The sequence below is a fragment of the Halobaculum sp. P14 genome (genome assembly GCF_051195155.1).
In the GTDB taxonomy this organism is placed as follows: Archaea; Halobacteriota; Halobacteria; order Halobacteriales; family Haloferacaceae; genus JBNTKA01.
Window position 1 is genome coordinate 173767 of the sequence record NZ_JBNTKB010000006.1, and the last position, 20755, is coordinate 194521.

Annotated in this window: 21 protein-coding genes; 10 read left to right on the forward strand and 11 right to left on the reverse strand. The window is 71.8% G+C overall.

What is annotated here, in order from left to right; genetic code table 11:
* Window positions 1–33: 33 nt before the first annotated feature.
* On the reverse strand, window positions 34–516 hold the full coding sequence (locus tag ACQUS7_RS12550; protein ID WP_435124919.1) for a DUF7523 family protein: 483 nt from the start codon (window positions 514–516) through the stop codon (window positions 34–36).
* Window positions 517–720: 204 nt separating this feature from the next.
* On the opposite strand from ACQUS7_RS12550, the gene ACQUS7_RS12555 reads away from it, so the two are divergent.
* Window positions 721–1602: a CbiX/SirB N-terminal domain-containing protein gene (locus ACQUS7_RS12555; protein WP_435124917.1), complete on the forward strand. Its 882-nt coding sequence runs from the start codon at window positions 721–723 to the stop codon at window positions 1600–1602.
* A complete protein-coding gene (locus tag ACQUS7_RS12560; RefSeq protein ID WP_435147447.1) occupies window positions 1603–2709 on the forward strand; it encodes a DR2241 family protein in 1107 nt (368 codons plus the stop codon). It begins immediately after the preceding gene.
* 99 nt (window positions 2710–2808) lie between these two features.
* Here the strand turns inward: ACQUS7_RS12560 and ACQUS7_RS12565 are convergent, their stop codons facing one another.
* The 3 genes from ACQUS7_RS12565 to ACQUS7_RS12575 form a co-directional block, all read right to left on the reverse strand.
* Window positions 2809–3477, reverse strand: a complete 669-nt coding sequence (locus ACQUS7_RS12565) for a DUF7524 family protein (protein ID WP_435147449.1) — start codon at window positions 3475–3477, stop codon at window positions 2809–2811.
* Between the two features lie 58 nt (window positions 3478–3535).
* Window positions 3536–3724, reverse strand: a complete 189-nt coding sequence (locus tag ACQUS7_RS12570; RefSeq protein ID WP_435124908.1) for a methytransferase partner Trm112 — start codon at window positions 3722–3724, stop codon at window positions 3536–3538.
* A 90-nt stretch (window positions 3725–3814) separates the two neighbouring features.
* Window positions 3815–5152: an adenylosuccinate synthase gene (locus tag ACQUS7_RS12575; RefSeq protein ID WP_435124905.1), complete on the reverse strand. Its 1338-nt coding sequence runs from the start codon at window positions 5150–5152 to the stop codon at window positions 3815–3817.
* 354 nt (window positions 5153–5506) lie between these two features.
* On the opposite strand from ACQUS7_RS12575, the gene ACQUS7_RS12580 reads away from it, so the two are divergent.
* A complete protein-coding gene (locus ACQUS7_RS12580; RefSeq protein WP_435124903.1) occupies window positions 5507–5812 on the forward strand; it encodes a hypothetical protein in 306 nt (101 codons plus the stop codon).
* An 89-nt stretch (window positions 5813–5901) separates the two neighbouring features.
* Here ACQUS7_RS12580 and ACQUS7_RS12585 read toward each other — a convergent pair whose 3' ends face one another.
* The 5 genes from ACQUS7_RS12585 to ACQUS7_RS12605 form a co-directional block, all read right to left on the reverse strand.
* A complete protein-coding gene (locus tag ACQUS7_RS12585) occupies window positions 5902–8424 on the reverse strand; it encodes a DUF7527 domain-containing protein (protein WP_435147452.1) in 2523 nt (840 codons plus the stop codon).
* Window positions 8425–8564: 140 nt separating this feature from the next.
* Window positions 8565–9011, reverse strand: coding sequence for a DUF7410 domain-containing protein (locus tag ACQUS7_RS12590; protein WP_435147454.1), 447 nt, complete (start codon window positions 9009–9011; stop codon window positions 8565–8567).
* A 14-nt stretch (window positions 9012–9025) separates the two neighbouring features.
* Window positions 9026–10465 carry a hypothetical protein gene (locus tag ACQUS7_RS12595; protein ID WP_435147456.1) on the reverse strand — a complete coding sequence of 480 codons (1440 nt, stop codon included), beginning with the start codon at window positions 10463–10465 and terminating at the stop codon, window positions 9026–9028.
* Window positions 10466–10597: 132 nt separating this feature from the next.
* Complete coding sequence (locus ACQUS7_RS12600; protein WP_435124892.1) at window positions 10598–11014, reverse strand: DUF488 family protein, N3 subclade; 417 nt, start codon at window positions 11012–11014, stop codon at window positions 10598–10600.
* A gap of 43 nt (window positions 11015–11057) precedes the next feature.
* On the reverse strand, window positions 11058–11213 hold the full coding sequence (locus tag ACQUS7_RS12605; protein WP_435124889.1) for a DUF7563 family protein: 156 nt from the start codon (window positions 11211–11213) through the stop codon (window positions 11058–11060).
* A gap of 118 nt (window positions 11214–11331) precedes the next feature.
* Here ACQUS7_RS12605 and ACQUS7_RS12610 point away from each other — a divergent pair, with 118 nt between their 5' ends.
* Together ACQUS7_RS12610 and ACQUS7_RS12615 are read left to right on the forward strand one after the other, a co-directional pair.
* Complete coding sequence (locus ACQUS7_RS12610) at window positions 11332–12207, forward strand: cytochrome c oxidase subunit 3 (RefSeq protein ID WP_435147458.1); 876 nt, start codon at window positions 11332–11334, stop codon at window positions 12205–12207.
* A 166-nt stretch (window positions 12208–12373) separates the two neighbouring features.
* Window positions 12374–13996, forward strand: coding sequence for a potassium channel family protein (locus ACQUS7_RS12615; protein WP_435124885.1), 1623 nt, complete (start codon window positions 12374–12376; stop codon window positions 13994–13996).
* Window positions 13997–14040: 44 nt separating this feature from the next.
* Here the strand turns inward: ACQUS7_RS12615 and ACQUS7_RS12620 are convergent, their stop codons facing one another.
* A complete protein-coding gene (locus ACQUS7_RS12620) occupies window positions 14041–14607 on the reverse strand; it encodes a DUF998 domain-containing protein (RefSeq protein ID WP_435124882.1) in 567 nt (188 codons plus the stop codon).
* Window positions 14608–14879: 272 nt separating this feature from the next.
* Between ACQUS7_RS12620 and ACQUS7_RS12625 the strand changes: the two genes are divergently transcribed.
* From ACQUS7_RS12625 to ACQUS7_RS12640, 4 genes are all read left to right on the forward strand, one after another.
* Window positions 14880–15512 carry a thioredoxin domain-containing protein gene (locus ACQUS7_RS12625; RefSeq protein ID WP_435124880.1) on the forward strand — a complete coding sequence of 211 codons (633 nt, stop codon included), beginning with the start codon at window positions 14880–14882 and terminating at the stop codon, window positions 15510–15512.
* A 53-nt stretch (window positions 15513–15565) separates the two neighbouring features.
* A complete protein-coding gene (locus ACQUS7_RS12630) occupies window positions 15566–16351 on the forward strand; it encodes an aldo/keto reductase (protein ID WP_435147526.1) in 786 nt (261 codons plus the stop codon).
* 93 nt (window positions 16352–16444) lie between these two features.
* Window positions 16445–16939, forward strand: a complete 495-nt coding sequence (locus ACQUS7_RS12635; protein ID WP_435124877.1) for a metal-dependent hydrolase — start codon at window positions 16445–16447, stop codon at window positions 16937–16939.
* A 70-nt stretch (window positions 16940–17009) separates the two neighbouring features.
* Entirely contained in the window at window positions 17010–17600 is a 591-nt protein-coding gene (locus ACQUS7_RS12640) for a peroxidase-related enzyme (RefSeq protein ID WP_435124874.1), read from the forward strand.
* A 140-nt stretch (window positions 17601–17740) separates the two neighbouring features.
* Here the strand turns inward: ACQUS7_RS12640 and ACQUS7_RS12645 are convergent, their stop codons facing one another.
* Window positions 17741–17941 (reverse strand): heavy-metal-associated domain-containing protein, encoded by a 201-nt coding sequence (locus ACQUS7_RS12645; protein WP_435124871.1) that lies wholly within the window; start codon window positions 17939–17941, stop codon window positions 17741–17743.
* Between the two features lie 177 nt (window positions 17942–18118).
* On the opposite strand from ACQUS7_RS12645, the gene ACQUS7_RS12650 reads away from it, so the two are divergent.
* Window positions 18119–20755, forward strand: a complete 2637-nt coding sequence (locus ACQUS7_RS12650) for a heavy metal translocating P-type ATPase (RefSeq protein ID WP_435147462.1) — start codon at window positions 18119–18121, stop codon at window positions 20753–20755.

Genomic DNA, 20755 nt, shown 5'->3' on the forward strand with positions numbered 1-20755 from the left:
GCGGCCGAGCGTTCTCGGTGACGGGCCGCCGGGCTACTCCAGGGCCGCTTCGATGCAGCGGACCGCGCCGGCGCCGTCGCGCCGGCCGACGACGACGCAGAGCGCGCCGTCCGCGACGCCGGCGGCGGTCACGTCGACCTCGGCGGTTCGGAGCCTGCCGAGCGCGCGTTCGAGCGTCCGTGGGTCCGCGTCGCCGGCCGCGAGCACGGCCGTCAGGTCGCCGCCGTCGGCGACGAAGCCGGTTCCGCCGACGGCGAGAAGCGGGTCGGCGGCGTCCGGCGCGGCGGCGACGCCGCTGCGCATCGTGACTCGGGCGTCGCGGCCGGCGTCGGCGGCGTCGGCGTCCGCCTGCAGGTCGGCGGCGTAGCGACGCAGCGCCGTGGCGACCGCGTCCGTTTCGGCGTCGACGTCGAGCGACTCGGCGGCGGCCGTGTAGTTCACGACGCCCGCGCGGAGCGCGTCGAACAGGAACGGCCGGGCGCGGACCGCGTCCCGTGCCTCCTCGGCGACAGTCATGGTCGACCGGTCCGTCGCCGCCGCGATAACCGCGACGGTTCGCCGCCGGGGCGACCGGTCCCGGCGACGGGTCCCTGCGACCGTTCCTCGCGGCGGTTCGCAGCGTCGGTCCGCCGCGGCGACCCGCGACGCCCGCTCCCGGCCGCGGGTCCGCGTCGTTTCCGCGTCGAAGCCGATAAGGTGCGCGCGTCCCTGTGTTTCCGTATGAGTCAGGCGCTGGTCATCGTCGCCCACGGGTCGCATCTGAACCCGGATTCGAGCGCGCCCACCTACGACCACGCGGACACCGTTCGCGCGACCGGCGCGTTCGACGAGGTCCGCACCGGCTTCTGGAAGGAGGAGCCGCACCTGCGGGAGGTGCTGCGGACCGTGGAGTCCGAGGAGGTGTTCGTCGTCCCGCTGTTCGTCTCGGAGGGCTACTTCACCGAGCAGGTGATTCCGCGGGAGCTCCGGCTCGACGGCTGGGACGTCGACGACTGGGGCTCCGACGGCCTGTCGGCGGACGTCGCCACCTACACCGCCGCTGACACCGGGCAGACGGTGCACTACTGCGGCCCGGTCGGCACCCACTCGTCGATGACGGACGTGCTGGTGCGGCGCGCCGAGTCCGTCACCGACGACCCGGACGTCGGCGACGGCTTCGGGCTCGCCGTCGTCGGCCACGGCACCGAGCGGAACGAGAACTCCGCGAAGGCCATCGAGTACCACGCCGACCGCGTCCGCGACCGCGGCCGGTTCGACGAGGTGCAGGCGCTGTACATGGACGAGGAACCGGAGGTCGACGACGTCACGGACCACTTCGAGAGCGACGACGTCGTCGTCGTGCCGCTGTTCATCGCCGACGGATTCCACACCCAGGAGGACATCCCGGAGGACATGGGGCTGACCGACGACTACCGCACCGGCTACGACGTCCCCGCGGCCGTCGACGGCCACCGAATCTGGTACGCCGGCGCCGTCGGGACGGAGCCGCTGCTGGCGGACGTGGTGCTCGAACGCGCCGCGGACGCCGGCGCCGACGTCGACGCCGCGGTCGAGCGGGTGCGGGAGTCGACCCGGGTCGCCGCTCCGGAGGCTGACGACTGAATGCGCGCCGCTCAGTTCGACGCGCTCGTGGACGCCGCGAGCCGCGACGACGGCGTCGACTTCGAGGGGCTCCGCGTCGGCCGCGACGACGACGGCGGCTTCCGGTTCGAGACGCCGGAGACGGAGACGACCGGACTCGCCGAGTCGGAGCTGCACGCGCTCGCGGACGGCTCGCCGTACGTCACGAACTGGTACTTCTGGGAGCGCGACGTGAAGCGGCACGGCTCGCCGCGCCGCGCGTTCCTCCGGCGCGCCGAAGCCGCCGACGAACGCGGCGTCGCCGACCGGTACGACGCGCTCCGCGGCGGCCTCGTCACGGAGTGGGGCGAACTCCGCATCGAGGCGACGCTCGGCCCCGACGGCGCCCGCCGCTACGACGTCCGGCACGTCGCCGACGCAGACCGCGACGCCGACGCGCTGGCGACGTACGACGACCCGCTGGACGCCCGGGAGCTCGCGAAGCTCGACGACGACGGCCGGTACCGGCCGCTGAAGACCGCGCCGACGCTCCGGACCGGCTGGGCGTTCCCGGAGCTCGACTGGCACGCCGTCGTCGAAGTGGTCGAAACCGTCTACCCGGCGACGGTCGCGAACTGGTACCGCGAACGCGAGGGCGAACTCGACGTCGACCACTGGCGCGCCGCCGCCGAGCGGCAGACCGGCATCTACGACGTCGTCGACGAACTGCCGCGGGAGGCCGTCGACTACGTCGCGGAGGCGGCCTGCGTCGACTCCCAGTGCCTGAAGCGCCGCGAGTGGGAGTACGACGACGGCGACGAACTGGCCGCCGACGGCGGCGCCGGCGTCTTCCCGTGCCGCGAGCCGTGCTCGCTCGTCGTCGCCGCCGCCCGGAAGTGGACGAAACTCGAAGCCGAGGAGGAGCGCGAGTACACCTTCACGCTGACGCCGAGCGAGAAGGAGCAGCTCGAAGCGCTCATCGACGCCGTCGCGGACGACGAGGTCGACGAGGTCCGCGAAGCCGACGTGTACGAGGGCGCGAACCGCTACCGGACGCGGTACCTCCGCGCGAAGCGCGTCGACGACGACGGCCGGCTCTGCGGCGTCCCGACCGACCCCGAGGAGCCGGCCGAGCCGACTCCGGAGTAGACCGGTAGACCGGCAGCCGACTCCCGGGTCGAAGCCGGGCGCAGAACGTCGACGCAGCGGTTCAGGATGAGGACACAGCGTTTTCGTGGCGGTGAAAAATTACGGCAGCAGCACGTACAGCGCGACGGCGACGGCGACGACGACGGCGACCAGTCCGAGCGTCACGGCCGTGCTGTCCAGCGCGAGCGCGGCGAGCGCCGCCGCCGCCAGGACGACGACCGCGAACGCGGCGACGAGCAGCGTCGCGGCGTCCGGCGCGGCGGCGACGACGCCGTCCACCGGTGACCCCGACTCGTCGCGGCCGCCGGACGCTCCGCCCGACGCGCGGGAGCCGGCGCCGGAACCGGAATCGGAGCCGAGACCTGCGGACGCGCCGGAGCCCGAATCGGTCCGTTCGGGCGGCTCCGAGAGCGATTCGTCGACGGCGACGCTGTTCTGTTGCTCCGGCGGCGGCGTCACCGTGACCGCGACGTCGGTGGTCTCGGCGCCGTGACCCGTCACCAGCGAGAGGGTCCCCGTCACGTCCTCGTCGACGTCCGCGACGTCCACGTGGACGTGCCGGGTCGCGCCGCCGTCGACGTAGTGGTTCGTGCTGTCGACGGCGGTGACGGCGGCAAGCGGCCCGGAGAACCGGAGGTGGACGTGGACCGGTTCGCCCTCGTTGTGCAACACGACGGGGAACTCGCCGCTGGCGGTGTACGCCTCCGGTGCGAGCGCCTCGTTCAGGCGGTCGCGGTTCAACACGACGTCGAGGGGCTCAGCCGACACGGCGGTAGGTCACGCCATCGCGGCAAAAAGGTTCGCTCGGGGTCAGTGTTCGCGCGAGTCAGTCCCGCATGTCCGGCGGCAGCAGGTTCGGGATGCCGTCCTCGATGGGGTACTCCTCGCCGCAGTCCGTACAGACGAGCGTGCCGGCGAGCACCTCGCCGTCCTCGTCGTCGCGCTCGTCGACCGTCAGTTCGAGGTCGTGCTTGTCGAGCGGACAGCAGATGATGTCGAGCAACGACTCCTTCATTACCGGGTGGAAGACTCGGGGCCGCCAAAAGCCTACGGGTTCGGCCGGCTGCGACCCCGTCGGGCGGTCAGCGCGGCGCGCCGCGCCGGCTCAGCCGTCGCGCTCCCACGGCGACGCGCGAATCACGGTTTCGGCGCGGTCCGGGCCGACGCCGACGGCGTAGACGGGCGTGTCGAGTTCGTCCTCGATGTACTCGAGGTAGTCGCGGCCCGCCGCCGGAATCGCCTCGTAGCCCTCGGCGGCGACGGCGTCCCAGTCGACCTCCGGCCACGGCTCGAACTCGCGGAGCACCGGCTCACAGCGCGCCCACCGCTCGGTCGTCGTCGGCATCGTCTCGGTGGTCTCGCCGTCGAGCTCGTAGGCGTGGCCCACCTTCACTTCGTCGAGGCCGGCGAGCACGTCGAGGTGGTTGACGGCGACGCCGGTGAAGCCGTTGACGCGGGCGGCGTGCCGCAGCATCGGGACGTCGAGCCAGCCGATGCGGCGCGGCCGGCCGGTGACGGTGCCGAACTCGCCGCCCTTCTCGCGGATGAAGTCGGCGAGCTCCTCGGCGCGGTCGTCGCCGTCGAGCTCCGTCGGCAGCGGCCCCTCGCCGACGCGCGAGAGGTACGCCTTCACGACGCCGACGACTTCGCCGCGGCCGACGACGGTCGGGCCGACGCCGGAGCCGACGGCGGCGCCGCCGGCGGTCGGGTTCGACGACGTCACGTACGGGTAGCTCCCGTGGTCGACGTCGATGAGCGTTCCCTGCGCGCCCTCGAACATGACGGAGTTGCCGGCGTCGCGCTGCCGGTGGAGGAAGTCGCTGCAGTTCACGGTCATCTCCTCCTCGCGGAGCCGTTCGCCGATGGCGGCGAACTCCTCGTGGAGCGCGTCGACGTCGCACTCCTCGCCCGCTTCGAGGCCGTACACCTCCTCGATGAGCGCGCGCTTCTGCGGGACGACGTACTCCAGCCGGTCGCGGAGCACGTCCGGGTCGAGCAGGTCGCCGACGCGGACGCCGCGGCGACCGGCCTTGTCCTGGTAGGTCGGGCCGATGCCGCGGCCGGTCGTGCCGACCTCCATGTCGGAGTCCGCCTTCGCCTCCTCCTCGATGCCGTCGAGCCGGCGGTGGTACGGAAGGATGACGTGCGCGCGGCGTGCGACGCGGACGTCCGGGTCGAGTCCGCGGTCGCGGAGCGTGTCGAGTTCGTCGAACAGCGTTCGCGGATTGACGACGCAGCCGTTGCCGAGCACGCCGACGTTGCCGCGGACGGCGCCGGACGGAACGAGCGAGAGCGCGTACTCCTCGCCGCCTTCGACGACGGTGTGGCCGGCGTTGTCGCCGCCCTGATACCGGACGACGACGTCGGCGTCCCCGCCCCAGAGGTCGACGAGCGCGCCCTTGCCCTCGTCGCCGAGTTGGGAGCCGACGATGGTGACAGTCATACCGTCGCTCCCTTCCGCTCCCCCCGGTAAACCGGTTACGGTCCGCCGCCGACAGATGGGCACGGATACGCACACATACCGCGTCTCCCCTCGCGGTGAATCCGCGTGCGTGTATCAAACCACGGTCAGTGCCGACCGAAGCGCTGCCTCCCTCCGGCGGCAGGGTGTCGAGCCGCGGCGGCGCCCGGCCCCCGTGCCGGCTGGCCGTGAGCGGAACCGTTAACCTTTCTCATGCTGTACACCGTGACAGCACTCTTCGGCGCTCCGCGTCGGCGGTCTGGCGTGACAGCGCGCTGACCGACCGCCGGGCGGAGGGGAACGTTTAAACCCTGTACGCACGAGTTAACATGTGGCATGATAGATCGACTTGAGAAGGAGGTGGATATGCTCGAACGGCACCTCCAGGTCCTCCGGATGGTCATCGAGAACGAACCCATCGGCATCGTGAAGATGTCGAACGAAACCGGCTACCCCCACCACAAGGTGCGGTACTCGCTGCGCGTCCTCGAAGAGGAGAACCTCATCGAGCCGTCCAGCCAGGGAGCCATCACGACAGAGCGCACCGGCGAGTTCGTCGACGAACTCGACGACAAACTCGACGAGATCATCGACAAGATCACCGGGATGCGCATCGAGTCCGCGCCGGAAGCCGAGAACTGATCGACCACCCGGAGCGGCCCGTTCTCTCCGCAATCTCTCCTCGCGGACGCAGCCCCGATTCCGACCGAAAATGACGCGTGCCGGCCGGCTTACAGCTCCGGCACGGTGACGTGGAACTCGCTCTCGCGGGACTCCACGAGACAGAGGTGGAAGCCGCGCTTCCGCGCGAGCTTCACGAAGCTCTTGCGTTTGCTCCGGCTGAGCAGGCCGCCGCCGGTCGCGTCCGCGGCGGCTTCGAGCGCCCCCGGCTCGAAGAACGACGCCGTGACGTAAAACGCGGCGCCGAGGTCGTCCTCCTGGTCTGCGACGTCGCTCGCGTCGCCGACGAGGCCGTCGAGGTCCGACTCGGTCGTCGCCTCGCGCGAGTCCGTGACGTCGGCGACGACGAGCGGGTTGCCCATGCGGTCGCGGAGCACGACGTCGAACTCGCGGCTGCCGGCCTTCTTCCCCTCGTCGTCGGTGAGCGTCACCGCGCCGTGCAGTTCCGCGCGGTCGACGTCCGGGATGGCGTCGAACAGGTCGCGCATCGACCCCTCGTTCCCGGTGTCTTGAATCTCGTAGAGGAGCCGCCGGACGACCCACTCGACGAAACTGTACTCGATGGTGCCTTCGAGGAACGCCGTGAACGGTTCGCCGTCGACGACGACGCCGTCGGCGTCGAACTCGGTGTGCTGCTCCAGCCGGAGGTTGTCGTTGACGTCGCCGCGGTCGGCGCCGCCGGCGTGCGCCTTCTCCAGGGTGGCGCCGCCGCGGGAGTCGTACCGGACGAACAGGTTCGTGCCGGCCAGCACTTCCTCGGGCGAGAGCGACCGGCCGCTCGGCGCGTCGGGCGCCCGGCTCCGCGCCTCCGCGAGCTCCGTCTCCAGCTCCTCGACGCGCTCGCGGAGCCGTTCGGCCTCGTCGCGGAGCTCCGCTGCCTCGGACTCCGCGGATTCGAGCTCCGCCGCCTTCGACTCCAGCTTCTCGCGCGCCTCGTCGCGCTCGCGTTCGGCCGCGGCGAGTTCCTCGCGGAGCGACTCGACCGCCTGCGACGACTCGTCGGCGGACGGCTCCGCCTGCTGCGGGTCGGCTGCGGGCTCGGCGGACTGCGCCGACTGCGGCTGCGTCCGTGTCTGCTCGGCGCTCGCCGCGCGGCCGTCCGCGTCGGTCGACGACCCTGAGTCGGACGTGCTCGCCTGTGCGCGTCGGCGTTCCGCCCGGTTCCGTTCGGCGCGCTGCCGCCCGGCCGACGACGACGTCGAGGACGCAGAATCGGCGGAGCCGGCCTCGCCGTTCGTGCTCGTCCGGTCCGGGTCGAGCGACGGAATCGACCGCGTCTCCCGCCACTGCTGCTCGGCGGAGAACGGGTCGCCGTCCTGCGACGCCGCCGCGTCTGCCGAGGTTCGGTCCGCCCGCGGGCCGTTCGAATCGTCGGCGGAGCCGGCGCCCGGCGCGTCGGCCCCGGCCGGTTCGGCGTCGTCGACAGCGCCGGACGCGGCGTCGACGGCGCTCGGCCGCTCGGACTCGTCGACGTCGGCCGGCTCCGCCGCGTCGGCGTCGGCCACGACGTCGCTCGCGGTCTCCGTATCCGCGTCCGTCGCCGCGCCGTCGTCGTTCGCCGCGTCGACCGACTCCGTCGCGGCCGCGTCCGCGTCGGTGGACCGCGACGCCGACGCGGACTCCTCGTCTGCGGTGTCGACGTCGGCAGCGTCGGAGTCCGCGTCCGCGACCCGGTCGGACGAGCCGATGGTGATGCTGTCCGGCGACTGCTCGCCGGCAGCGGCGTGCCGGTCGTCAGCGGCGTCAGTATCCGCGTCGGCCGCAGCCGCAGCGTCGGATTCCGCGTCCGAGTCGGCCGCGGCCGACGCGGTTCCGGCGGCGGTCGCCTCGGTTTCTGCGTCCCCGGTGTCGTCGGCGTCGCGGTCCGCCGAAGCAACCTCCGACGCGGCGCTCGCAGCGCCGGCGGCTCCGGCGCCGCCGAACCCGGCCGAACCGCCGACGGCGTCGTCGCTTCCGGCGTCGTCGCCGCGGTCGTCGCGGTCGTCGCCGGCGTCGTCCGTCGGTTCCGGTTCGTCTGGTTCGTCCGGTTCGGCCGGCTCCGGGACGTCGACGACGTCGATGTCGACGTCGTTGACCTCGTAGATGCCGACCTCGTCGTCGGCGCGGTCGAACGCCTCGTCGCCGGTGAGCGTCTCGCGGCTGTTGCCGACGAACGCGCACGGCAGCGCCCGGCCGCCGTAGTAGACGACGTAGTAGTCGCCCGAGAGGACGTTCTCCGAGAGTTCGACGTAGCCGGTGAAGTTCCCGGCCGAGAGCTTCTCGTTCGCCGCCGACAGCGGCGTGTCGTTCGTGTAGTACTTCGCGCGGGTCTCGCCGCCGGCCGCCTGCATCGCGAAAAGCAGCGGGAGCGACGGGTCCGGAGCCGTGTACGCGGTCCCGTCTGCGTCCTCGAACGACTCGATGGAGCCGTCCGCGGCGCCGACGACGCGGCCGTTCAACACGAACAGCCACGCCGCCCCGTCGGTGACCGCGCCCGTGAAGCCGCGGTCCGCGAGCGACCGGAGCCCCGCGTACCCGCCCGAGAACGGCTCGGACTCCCACCCGGTCACCGTCTCGACTGTCTCGCTGTCCATTGCCGGTATCTCACTGCGTGCCACGCAAATACTTTCCGCTCGGTGTGACGGGCGTCTTGCGCCGCGAGCGACACGAACGGCCGCCGTCGCCGCCGGTCGGCGCGCCCGGCGCGTCAGTCGCGTCAGTCGCGTCGGTCGTGTCAGTCGCCGTCGGTCGGGTCGGCACGCCGAACGCGGCGCGCACAGCGAGGCGCCGCCGCGACGACGAGCAGCAGCGACGAGGCGGCGTCGGCGGATTCGCCGCCGAGGCCGCTGAGCGCGTACAGGAACAGGAACCCGAAGTACAGCAGGACGAGCAGCCCGAGCCCGACGATGCGGAACCGCCGGAGGTCGTCGGCCTCCGCGGCGGCAGCGTCGTCGTAGGCGGCGCGTTCGGCGTCGCCGAGGCAGTCCGGGTGCGCGAGTCCGCGGTGGAGGTCGCGCGGCCGTTCGCGCGCGAACACGTCGCCGCAGTACGGGCAGTCGTACCGGTCGGCGCCCGACGGAACGACGTGGTCCACGCCGCGGACCGCCGACGCGTCGTCGCCCGCGCCGTCGGCTGCGCGGTCTGGGGCGTCGTCTCGAGTCGCGGTGTCAGTTCGGGTCATCGGTGGTGCGGTGGTCAGATGAACGGCGGGGCGCCGGCGGGCCGGGTGACGATCCAGAGGCTCACCATCGTGTACGCCACCATCGCGGCGGTGACGCCGTACTGGCTCCGAATCGCCTGCAGCCGGTCGGGGAACAGGGCGTAGGCGGTGGCGTGGGCGACCCAGACGGCGAGCAGGTGCCCGGCGAGCACCGCGGCGATGCCGACGCCGCCGAACCACGCCGGTACGACGAGTTGCGGCAGCGTCGCCGGCGGCGACAGCGGCGCGGTCAGCGCGACGAGCAGCGTCGGGGCCAGCGCGACCGCGGTGGCGGCGTTGTGCGCGAGGTGGTAGCCGGCGGCGATGGCGAGCAGCGACGGCGCGAACCGCCGCGCCAGCGTCGCCGCGGAGACGAAGGTGTCTGCAGTTCGGCGCGCCGACCGCGCAGCCGCGAGGTACAGCGCGAGGAAGGCGGCGTAGCCGACGAGCAGCGCGCCGAGGTACGCGACGCGCGGCGGGACGCCGGCGTCGACGACGGGCGTCGCGACGGTCCGCCAGAGGCCGGTTCCGACGAAGCCGTCGTACGTCGTCACGAACACGACGGCGACGACGAAGCCGACGTCGCTTCGGTCGCGCACCCAGTCCGTCTCCGTCAGCCCCATCCCGGGGACGCGAAGCCGGAGCCGCCGGGCGTCGTCGCCCCGGTCGCCGTCGACGGCGGTAATCGGCGCGACGCGGCCGTACGCGGCGAGCAGCCGGGACACCGGGTCGGCGTTGCCGAACCAGTCGTCGGCGCCGAAGACGGCGCTGCCGGCGACGGACACCGCGAGGTAGGCGGCGACGACGCCGGCGAGCAGCCGCGGGTCGTCGGCGAGCGGCGTCACGACTTCGAGGAACACGAGCGCGAGCAGCCCGGCGACCGCCGGCCACCGGGCGAGCGCGTCCGGGTACGGCCGGTTCAGCGACGGCACGGCGGCGGCGACCGCTCTGAACGGGTTCACGGCCGGCCACGCGTCGCCGACGAGGTAGGCGGTCGCGACGAACGCGCCCCACCAGCCGACCCAGACCAGCATCACGGCGGCGTTCCGGCCGGCGCGCTCCGGGCCGGCGACGCCGACGACGATGACGGCCGCGAGGCCGGCGACGCCGAGGACGCGGCCGGCGAGCACCGCGGCGCGGCCCGGCGACGGCAGCGGTCGTCGCCACGCGTCGACGGCGCGGATGAACGCGCGGTCCGTGACGAACGACGCGAGCAGGAACGACGCGCCGATGACGGCGCCGCCGGTGGCGAGAAACAGCCACGTCGGCACCGCGAGCGACTGCTCGGCCGCGCTCCGGATACCGCCGGCGTGAGCGGCTGCGACGCCCGAGCACGCAAGTATCGTCGCGGCCGCGGTGACGGCGGCAGCGACGCTGCGGGTCGACCGGCGGAGAGCGGTGGTCGGGCGGTCGGGGCCGCGGCGCCAACGACTCATCGGTCGGGGTTCGGCGAGGCGCCGCCTGTACCTTGCGGAACGTCGCCGCGGACGCGGTCCGCCGAATCAGCCAGTCAGTCAGGACGGATCGAGGGCGTGAGAAACCGTCCGGGGGCAGCGGGAGCGGCGGCGTCAGCGTTCGAGGTACTCCCGGAGCGTCGTGCGGTGACAGCGCTTCTTCGCGGTGTTCTCGTAGCAGACGAGCGCGACGTCCTCGTCGCGGTCGAGCGCCGCCCGCAGGTCCGACAGCGCCGCGGCCGCATCCGGCGACGAGTCGAGGTGGTCGCGGTAGCGGTCGTCGAAGTCCACCTCCTCGAAGGCGGCGTTGTGCGCCTCCTCCTCGCACATCCCGGCCATCTTCAGGTCGTCTTCGGTCCGCTGGGCGTCGTCGAGCAGGTCGTCGGGCGGGGCGAGCGCCGGCCGGTTCTCGTCGACCGCGGCCGAGAACCACGACGTCGGCCGGCGGACGACGCCGACGAGCCGCGCGTCGTCGGGGAGGTCTGCCAGCCCGTGCTGGAGGGCGGCGACGTAGGTGTCGAACAGCGCCATTACTCCGAATGCGGGCCGAGCCAGCAAAAAGTCGGTGCCGAGTTCAGACCCGTTTCGACCGCGCTTCCCGGACGCTCGACCCGTCGCGAACCATGTCCTCACACGACGGGCAGACGCGGACGTCGCTCATTCCTTCCGGTGCGAACACGGCCACGTATCGTTCGGTGACGAACGAGCTGCAGTTCCGACACTCCGGCATACGGTGCCACCTCGTGACCGGATTGCCCTATGTTTGTCGGCCGACCCCATGTCAACGATTGCCGGCCGGCCCGGCGCAGTTGGGAGGATTTTTGGTGCCCGGCCGGTTATCCGCGGCCATGGCTACCGAAACGGACGACGCCCACGACGACGGGCACCACCTCCCGGCGGTGCAAGACTGGCCGCGTGGCTTCGGGGAGGCCTCGTGGTGGCCCTTCGTCACGGCGCTCGGCGCCGCGGGCATCTACGTCGGCGCGGCGCTGTTCTTGATGGGCCACGGCGACACGAACATCGTTCCGGCGATCACCGGCCCGGCCGTCGTGGTCGGCAGCATCGCCCTGTTCCTCGTCGGGCTGTACGGCTGGCTGTACCACGCGTTCGTCGCGCACTTCTGGGAGCGCGGCACGGACGAACACAGCGCGAACAAGCTCCGGTGGGGGATGCTCGGCTTCCTCGGCTCCGAAATCGCGACGTTCAGCGCCGGCTTCGCCTACTTCTTCTTCATCCGGACGAACTGGCCGCCGACCGGCGCCGAAATCCCGGACCTGCTCGGGTCGCTCGTCGTCGTCAACACGGCGCTGCTGCTCGCGTCGTCGGTGACGCTGCACTTCGCACACGAGGCGATTCGGGAGGGCGACCGGAACCGGTTCATCGGGCTGCTCACCGCGACGCTGCTGCTCGGCGTCGTGTTCATCGGCGGCCAGGTGTTCGAGTACTACGAGTTCATCGTCCACCACGGCTTCACGCTCACGTCCGGCGTGTTCGCGTCCGCGTTCTACGGGCTCACCGGGCTGCACGGGCTGCACGTCTCGATGGGCGCGGTGCTGCTCGCCATCGTCCTGTTCCGCGCCTTCCAGGGGCAGTACTCCGCCGACCGCCACGTCTCCGTGACGACGGTGTCGATGTACTGGCACTTCGTCGACGCGGTCTGGGTGTTCCTCGTCATCGTCCTGTACGTCGGCGCCGACCTCGGCACCCCGGGCGGCGTCCTGTAACCGGCGGCGACCGCGACACGACCCGCCCCAGTATTCCGGCTGCTCTGACCGCACTCTGACCGTACCCCGACCGTACTCCGACGGAGGTTTTGCTGCTGGAGACGCTCGCGGGAAGCGACGTCGGCGAGCCGTCGGGCTTTAACTCGGCGCGGCCGCTACAGCGGATATGACTTCGGCGAGCCGACGCGCGGCCCAGTACCTCCTCGGGGCGCTCGGCGTGATGCTGGCGCTCGGCTTCGTCTACCAGTGGGGGTTCGAGACGTTCGAGGGGCGGCAGGTCGACTACGTCCACTCGCTGTACGTCGTCGTCGAGACGTTCACGACCACCGGGTTCGGGCTGCACGCCGGCGAGTGGACGAGCGACCGGATGCTGCTGTTGATGATCGTGATGCAGCTCGTCGGCGTCGGCCTCATCTTCCTCGCGCTGCCCGCCGTCGTCGTCCCGCTGGTCGGCGACGCGCTGTCGGCGTCGCTGCCGACGGAGACGTCGCTGACCGACCACGTCGTCATCTGTTCGTTCACGCCGCGCGGCGAGACGCTCGTCGACGAACTGAAGGCGCGCGGCCAGCCGTACGTCGTCGTCGAGCCGGAGCGCGACCGCGCCGAGGCGCTCGCCGACGAGCACGACGTGGTGTACGGCGACCCGGAGGAGGTGGAGACGCTTCTGGCGGCGAACGCCGACGAGGCGGCGGGGCTGGTCGCCGACGCCGACGACGAGACGAACGCCAGCATCGTGCTGTCCGCGCGGGAGGTGTCCGAGGAGCTGTACGTCGTCAGCCTCGTCGAAGACGAGTCCACGGAGGACTACCACCGGTACGCCGGCGCCGACGAGGTGGTGTCGCCGCGGCGCACCCTCGGCGAGAGCCTCGGCGCGAAGGCGACGACGACCGTCTCGGACGAGCTCGGCGAGAGCATCGAAATCGGCGAGGACTTCCAGCTCGCCGAGCTGCTCGTCCACCACGGCAGCCCGCTCGCCGGCCGGACCGTCGCCGCGAGCCGCGTCACCGAACGCACCGGCGCGAACATCCTCGGCGTCTGGAGCGGCGGCGAGTTCGAGTCGCCGCCCGCGCCCGACCGCCGCATCGACGAACACACCGTGTTGCTGGTCGCCGGCCGCGAATCGCAGCTCGAAGAGCTGAAGGAGCTGACGCTGTCCGAGACCCGCGAACACCGCCGCGGCCGCGTCATCGTCGCGGGCTACGGCGTCGTCGGCCAGGCCGCCGCGGCGGAACTCGCCGCCAGCGAGGACACGCTCGTCGTCGACGCCGAGGACAAGCCCGGCGTCGACATGGTCGGCGACGCCACGGACAGCGTCACGCTCGAAGAGGCGAACGTCTCCGACGCCCGCGCGGTCGTGCTCGCGCTCGACTCGGACACGACGACGATTTTCGCGGCGCTCGCCGTCCGGAACGTCGCGCCGAACGTCGAAATCATCGCCCGCGCGAACGACGCCGACTCCGTCCAGAAACTGTACCGCGCCGGCGCCGAGTACGTCCTGGCGCTGTCGACGGTGTCCGGCCGGATGCTGGCGTCGCATCTGCTCGACGAGCAGGTGCTGCGCGCGGAGACACAGATCGAACTGGTCCGGATGGAGGCGCCGAAACTGGCCGGCCGGACGCTCGCCGACGCGGACGTCCGCGCCCGCACCGGCTGTACGGTCGTCGCGGTGCAGCGGAACGGCCACCTCATCACCGACCTCGACCCGGACACGGCGGTCCGCGACGGCGACACCCTCGTCGTCGTCGGCACCGACGACGCCGTCAACCGGTTCACCGAGCAGTTCGGCTGAACCGCCGTTCGCGGCGTTCGTCAGTTCGACCTCGGCCGGCCGCTCTACCCGTCGAGCGGCGCGACGGGGGAGAGCGTGACGACCCAGACGAGCAGCGCGACGGAGCCGACGAGTTCCGGGATGGCGAGGCCGGGGCCGAGCCTGACGCCGGCGCCCCACAGCAGCCAGTAGCCGAGGTGGACGACCGCGAGCGCCGCGGACACCCGGCCGGTGGGCGTGTCGCGTCGGAGCGCGCCGTCGACGGCGAGCGTCGCCGTGATTCCGAGGAACGCGCCGATGGCGACGGGGGCGTGCAGCGCCGTGTCGGCCGGGAACGCGCCGACCCCGGCGAGCAGCAGCGCGGTGGCGGCGAAGCCGACCGGGACCGCCCGGTCCGCGCCGTCCGCGGCGTCCCACAGCGCCCAGGCGTACGGCAGCGACGCGACGCCGCCGACGAGCAGCGCGCCGTTGAACAGCGCCGCGCTGCCGGCGGTGACGCCGAGGTCCGACAGCGCGTTCGCCCGCCACGAGAACCACGGCGCCAGCATCGCCGCTGTGACCACGCCGACGAACGTCGCGACCGTCGCCGCCGTCCCGACACCGACCGCGACCGACCGCGCGTCTCGGCTCATCGTTCGTTCGTGTACCGTCCGTGATAAAATAGTCGCGGTCACGGGTCGACGGAATCGTACGGCGAGGGCGGGGAGGCGGGAGGGCGGTGGCGGGGAAACGGAGCCAGAGGCGGTTGCGGGGAAACGGAGCCAGAGGCGGTGGCGGAGAGGCGGCGACGGCCGCCGAAACCGTCGAGCGCGTCGCCGCACCGACCGCCGAGCGCGTGGGCTGTACGGCTCGTTTCACCGCGTCGTTCGGTGTGCTTAACATCGCGCCGTGCGGACGGTCGGCCATGACGAGTCGACGGGCGTATCTCGCAGCGGTCGGCGGGGCAACGGCGTCGCTGACGGGCTGTCTCGGTCTCGGCGGCGACGGGAGTAGTTACAGCTGTTCGGGGAGCGACCCGGACACGGTCGAGGAGCTTCCGCAGCCGACGATGGGGAACCCCGACGCCGACGTCGTGGTGAAGGCGTGGGAGGACTTCTCGTGTCCGCACTGCCGGACGTTCAGCCTCCAGGTGCTGCCGAAACTGAAGTCGGAGTACGCCGACCCCGGCACCATCCTGTTCGAGCACCACGACTGGCCGATTCCGGTGCGCGAGTGGGCGTGGGAGGCCGCCAGCGCAGCGCGGAGCGTCCAGGACGCCGCGGACGACGCGGCGTTCTTCGACTTCGCCCACCAGTTGTTCGAGAACCAGGACAGCTACTCGACGGACCTGCTCGGCTCCGCCGCCGAAGCAGTCGACCTGGAGCCGTGTACCGTGATTCAAGACGGCACCAGCGGGACGTACCGGCCGGTGGTGGAAGCCGACAAGCAGCGCGGCACCGAGGCGGGCGTGCAGGGGACGCCGTGGGTGTTGGTGAACGGCGAGTACGTCTCGCCGACGTACGAGAAGATCAGCGCGAAAATCGAGTCGGCGCTGTAAGCCGCGGGTTTTTGCCGGCGCCGTCCCCAGTTCGTGTCATGACTGGTCTCGACCTGCCGCCGCTCGGCCTCGGCACATCCGGCAACGACGACTTCGAGCAGTGCGCGGACACCGTCGCCGCGGCGCTCGACGTCGGCTACCGGTTCGTGGACACGGCGCAGATGTACGACAACGAGGAGGCGGTCGGCGAGGGAATCCGGCGGAGCAGCGTCGACCGCGACGACGTCGTCGTCGCGACGAAGATTCACCCGGAGAACCTCGCGTACGACGACGCCAAGCGCACCGCGAACGCCTCGCTGGACAGGCTCGGCGTCGACTCCGTCGACCTGCTGTACGTCCACTGGCCGACCGGTGCGTACGACCCGGACGGGACGCTCCGCGCGATGGACGAACTGTACGACGACGGCGTCACCGACCACGTCGGCCTGTCGAACTTCACGCCGCGGCTGCTCGACGAGGCGCTCGACCGGCTGGACGCGCCGGTCGCCGCCCACCAGGTGGAGTGCCACCCGCGGTTCCGGCAGCGCGAACTCCGGCGGTACGCCCGTCAGCACGGCCACGCGCTCGTCTGCTACTCGCCGCTCGGCCAGGGCGACCTGCTCGACGACCCGGTCATCGTCGACGTCGCCGACGAACACGACGCCTCGCCCGCCGCCGTCTGTCTCGCGTGGGCGTTCGCACAGGAGACGCTCGTCCCCATCCCGAAGGGGACCGGCGACCACGTCCGCGCGAACTACGAAGCCCAGTCGCTCACCCTCGACGACGACGCGCTCGCCCGCATCGACGACCTCGACGAGAACCGCCTCATCGACCCGGATTCGGCCGCCTGGAACCAGTAGGACCCGCCGTCGTCGGGCCGAGCGCGGTCCGAGTACAGCCGGAGACCGACCGGACCCCGAGCGCATTTACGCGGGGGCCGCGAAGCGGACGGCGTGTACCGGAAGGGCCACCTGGGAGTGTCGCTGCTGCTGTTCGCGCCGGTCGGCTACTGGCTCGTGACGGCGGGCTACGGCGCGCTCGCGTTCCTCACCGGGGCGACGATGCTGTACCTCGCGATGCTGCCGGACGTCGACCACCGCGTCCCGGGCGTTCCGCACCGCGGCCCGACGCACTCGCTGCTGTTCGCCGCCGCGGTCGGCGCCGCGTTCGGCTACGCCGCGACGCTGCTCGAACCGGTGTTCTCGGTGGCGGTGCCGGCGGGGCTGTCGATGCCGGCGTTCGGGTTCCTGCTCGGCTTCGGGTCGGTGACGGCGCACCTCGCCGGCGACGTCATCACGCCTTCCGGCGTGAACTTCCTGTGGCCGTACCCGTACGAGTGGTCGCTGAATCTGACGCGCGCGGACAGCACCGCCTGGAACCTCGGGCTGTTCGGCCTCGGCGTGTTCGCCGTCGCCGCCGCGGCCGCGCTCGCCTTCGGCGTCGTGTAGACGGCTGCCGGCCGACTCGGCCGGCCGTCCGGAGCCGAGTTTTATGCTGTCCGTCGGCGAACGCGGAGTCGTGACAGACTCCCAGTCGCCGACCCTGAACGACGACGCGCAGCGCCGATTCCCGGTGCCGGACTACGACGACCTGCCGGCGGACCTCCGTGACCGAATCGCCGAGGAGGCGGACCGCGCCGGGTTCACGCCGAACGTGTTCGCGGCGCTCGCGTACAGGCCGAGCCACTTCCGGGCGTTCGTGGCGTACCACGACGCGCTCGTCGACGACACCGCCCTCGACCGCGAGGAGGTCGAAATGATAATCGTCGCCGTCTCCGGGCGGAACCACTGCCTCTACTGCAACGTCGCCCACGGGGCGCTCGTCCGGATTTACGCGAAGGACCCCAAGCTCGCAGACCAACTGGTGTCGAACCACCGCACCGCCGACGTCAGCGACGAGCGGATGGCGATGCTGGAGGTCGCGGTGAAGCTGACGGAGGAGCCGGACGCCGTCACCGACGACGACCTCGACATGCTGGTCGAGGCGGGCTACTCGCGGGAGGAGGTGTGGGATATCGGCGCCGTCGCCGCCTTCTTCAACCTCAGCAACAGGCTGGCGACGTTCGCGGACTGGCGGCCGAACGAGGAGTTCTACACGATGGGGCGCTGACCGGCGCGAGCGGCCAGAGCTCGCAAAATCGGCCGACTCCGCCGAATCGGCCGGGTCAGCAGAATCGGCCGACTCCGCCGAATCCGGCGACTCAGCAGAACCAGCGGAATCAGCGGAGTCGGCCGAGCGGGGCGGTGGCGTTACTGCGTCGATTCGACTTCGTACGGCTCCGGGACGGCGGCGACGAGGTCGAGCGGGTCGGCGTCGCCCTCGACGGTCGCCGAGTCGGCTTCGTGGTCCGCGGACACCGACGTGACGCCGTCGACCTCGCTGAGCGCCGTCTCGACGGAGTCCTCACAGCCGCCGCAGGTCATGCCGCTGATGGTGAGTGTCGTCGACATAGCCGTTCGTTGGAGCCGCGGCTTGATGCCCGTTACGGTCCCGGGCCTCTGTGCGCAGCCCGGTTTGGATTCGAAGAAATTTCTCGATATCGCCTCTGAATTCCGAAGTCGAACCGCGGGTTCACTGAATCGGAACAGTGGAAAGCCGCTTGAACGGGGAGCACGTATCTGTTCGTAATGACCGACACGCACAGAGTGACAGTCGAGGTGCGCGGGATGACCTGCGCGAACTGCTCGGCCACCATCGAGGACGCGCTGGAGGGGCTCGACGGCGTCTCGGCGGACGCGAACTACGCCACCGACGAGGCCACCGTCGAGTACGACCCGGAGCGGGCGTCGCTCGCCGACGTCTACGACGCCATCGAGTCCGCCGGCTACGACCCGGTAGCGGAGTCCGTCACGGTCGGCGTCACCGGGATGACCTGCGCGAACTGCTCGGCCACCATCGAGGACGCGGTCGGGTCACTGCCGGGCGTGATTTCGGTGGACGCGAACTTCGCGACGGACGAGGCGACCGTCCGGTACGACCCGGCGGCGACCCGGCTGTCGTCGGTGTACGACGCCATCGAGGACGCCGGCTACGAGCCGATTCGTGAGGGCGGCGACGGGGACGCGGACGAGCGCCGGGACGCCGCCCGCGAGGCGGAGTTGGCGCGGCAGCGCCGGCTGACGCTGTTCGGCGCCGCGCTGGCGACGCCGCTGGTCGCGATGCTGCTGCTCGAACTGTTCGCGGCGGGGACGCTCCCGGAGCACGTCCCGGGGACGGCGCTGCCGTTCGGCTGGGTCGCGTTCGCGCTGGCGACGCCGGTGCAGTACGCGCTCGGCCGCGAGTTCTACGAGAACGCGTACAAGGCGGTCGTCGTGAACGGCCGCGCCAACATGGACGTCCTCATCGCGCTCGGGTCGTCGACGGCGTACGGCTACTCCGTGCTCGCGCTCGTCGGCGCGCTCCCGCAGGCCGGCCTCTACTTCGACACCGCGGCGCTCATCCTCGTGTTCATCACGCTCGGGAACTACCTCGAAGCCCGCTCGAAGAGCCAGGCGAGCGCCGCGCTCCGCTCGCTGCTCGAAATGGAGGCGGACACCGCGACCGTGGTCCGCGACGACGGGACGGAGGAGGAAGTGCCGCTCGAAGACGTCGCCGTCGGCGACCGGCTGAAGGTGACGCCGGGCGAGAAAATCCCGACGGACGGCGTCGTCCGCGAGGGCGAATCCGCCGTGAACGAGTCGATGGTGACCGGCGAGTCCGTCCCGGTGACGAAAGAGCCGGGCGACGAGGTCATCGGCTCCACGGTGAACGAAAACGGCGTGCTGGTCGTCGAGGCGACGAAGGTCGGCGAGGAGACCGCCATCCAGCAGATCGTCCAGCGCGTGAAGGAGGCGCAGTCGCGCCAGCCCGAGATTCAGAACCTCGCGGACCGCATCTCGGCGTACTTCGTCCCGGCCGTCATCGGCAACGCGCTGCTGTGGGGCGCCGTCTGGTTCCTCGCGCCCGAGGCGCTCGCGTCGTTCGTCGGCGGCCTGCCGCTGTGGGGGCTCGCCGCGGGCGGCCCGGCGGCGGTCGGTGCCACCGAGTTCGCGGTGCTCGTGTTCGCCTCCGCCGTCCTCATCGCCTGCCCGTGCGCGCTCGGCCTGGCGACGCCGGCTGCGACGATGGTCGGCACCAGCATCGGCGCCCAGCACGGCGTCCTGTTCGAGGGCGGCGACGTGCTCGAACGCGTCAAGGACGTCGATGCGGTCGTCTTCGACAAGACCGGGACGCTGACGAAAGGCGAGATGACGCTGACCGACGCCCGCGTCGTCGCGCCGGCGACCGACGGCGCCGCGGCGACGACCGACGACGCCGCGGACGGCGCGTCGGCCGGCCAGGACCGCGACCGCAACGTCGACGGCGACGGTGACGCCGCGGCCGCCGGAGCCGTCACCGAGGAGTTCCTGCTCGCCGTCGCCGCGACCGCCGAGAGCGGCAGCGAACACCCGATCGGGGAGGCGGTCGTCGCCGGCGCACGCGACCGCGGCGTCGACGCCGGCGACCTCGACATCCTCCAGAACGTCTCCGGGAAGGGCATCCGCGCCCGGACGGAGCACGGCACCGTCGTCGTCGGGAAGCCCGAGTTGCTCCGCGAGGACGACGTCGACCCGGCGCCGGCGCTCGACGCGATGGCGGAACTGGAGTCGGAAGGGAAGACGGCGATGCTGGTCGCGCTCGACGGCGAACTGCTCGGCGTGCTCGCGGTCGCGGACGAGGTGAAGCCGAGCGCCCGCGACGCCGTCGCCGCGCTCCGCGACCGCGGCGTCGACGTCCACATGATTACCGGCGACAACGAACGCACCGCCCGCGCCGTCGCAGAGTCGGTCGGCGTCGACGAGGAGAACGTCCGCGCCGGCGTGCTGCCGTCGGACAAAGCCGACGCCGTCGAGGCGATTCAGGCGGACGGGTCGCGCGCCATGATGGTCGGCGACGGCGTCAACGACGCGCCGGCGCTCGCCGCGGCGTTCGTCGGCGTCGCCATCGGCTCCGGCACCGACGTCGCCATCGAGGCGGCCGACGTGACGCTGATGCGGTCGGACCCGCTCGACGTCGTGAAGGCCATCAACGTCTCGGAGGGGACGCTCGCGAAGATCAAGCAGAACCTGTTCTGGGCGCTCGGCTACAACACCGCGATGATTCCGCTGGCGTCGCTCGGCCTGCTCCAGCCGGTGCTCGCCGCCGCGGCGATGGCGTTCTCGTCGGTGTCGGTGCTGGCGAACAGCCTGCTGTTCCGGCGGTACGACCCGGACGACCGGTACCGGCTGTTCGGCTGGCTCCGGTGA

Bases quoted from the DNA above. Each gene is read 5' to 3' on its own strand.
- ACQUS7_RS12550 (WP_435124919.1), bottom strand. From the start codon at position 516: ATGACTGTCGCCGAGGAGGCACGGGACGCGGTCCGCGCCCGGCCGTTC.
- ACQUS7_RS12555 (WP_435124917.1), top strand. From the start codon at position 721: ATGAGTCAGGCGCTGGTCATCGTCGCCCACGGGTCGCATCTGAACCCG.
- ACQUS7_RS12560 (WP_435147447.1), top strand. From the start codon at position 1,603: ATGCGCGCCGCTCAGTTCGACGCGCTCGTGGACGCCGCGAGCCGCGAC.
- ACQUS7_RS12570 (WP_435124908.1), bottom strand. From the start codon at position 3,724: ATGAAGGAGTCGTTGCTCGACATCATCTGCTGTCCGCTCGACAAGCAC.
- ACQUS7_RS12575 (WP_435124905.1), bottom strand. From the start codon at position 5,152: ATGACTGTCACCATCGTCGGCTCCCAACTCGGCGACGAGGGCAAGGGC.
- ACQUS7_RS12580 (WP_435124903.1), top strand. From the start codon at position 5,507: ATGATAGATCGACTTGAGAAGGAGGTGGATATGCTCGAACGGCACCTC.
- ACQUS7_RS12585 (WP_435147452.1), bottom strand. From the start codon at position 8,424: ATGGACAGCGAGACAGTCGAGACGGTGACCGGGTGGGAGTCCGAGCCG.
- ACQUS7_RS12590 (WP_435147454.1), bottom strand. From the start codon at position 9,011: ATGACCCGAACTGACACCGCGACTCGAGACGACGCCCCAGACCGCGCA.
- ACQUS7_RS12595 (WP_435147456.1), bottom strand. From the start codon at position 10,465: ATGAGTCGTTGGCGCCGCGGCCCCGACCGCCCGACCACCGCTCTCCGC.
- ACQUS7_RS12600 (WP_435124892.1), bottom strand. From the start codon at position 11,014: ATGGCGCTGTTCGACACCTACGTCGCCGCCCTCCAGCACGGGCTGGCA.
- ACQUS7_RS12605 (WP_435124889.1), bottom strand. From the start codon at position 11,213: ATGCCGGAGTGTCGGAACTGCAGCTCGTTCGTCACCGAACGATACGTG.
- ACQUS7_RS12610 (WP_435147458.1), top strand. From the start codon at position 11,332: ATGGCTACCGAAACGGACGACGCCCACGACGACGGGCACCACCTCCCG.
- ACQUS7_RS12615 (WP_435124885.1), top strand. From the start codon at position 12,374: ATGACTTCGGCGAGCCGACGCGCGGCCCAGTACCTCCTCGGGGCGCTC.
- ACQUS7_RS12620 (WP_435124882.1), bottom strand. From the start codon at position 14,607: ATGAGCCGAGACGCGCGGTCGGTCGCGGTCGGTGTCGGGACGGCGGCG.
- ACQUS7_RS12625 (WP_435124880.1), top strand. From the start codon at position 14,880: ATGACGAGTCGACGGGCGTATCTCGCAGCGGTCGGCGGGGCAACGGCG.
- ACQUS7_RS12645 (WP_435124871.1), bottom strand. From the start codon at position 17,941: ATGTCGACGACACTCACCATCAGCGGCATGACCTGCGGCGGCTGTGAG.
- ACQUS7_RS12650 (WP_435147462.1), top strand. From the start codon at position 18,119: ATGACCGACACGCACAGAGTGACAGTCGAGGTGCGCGGGATGACCTGC.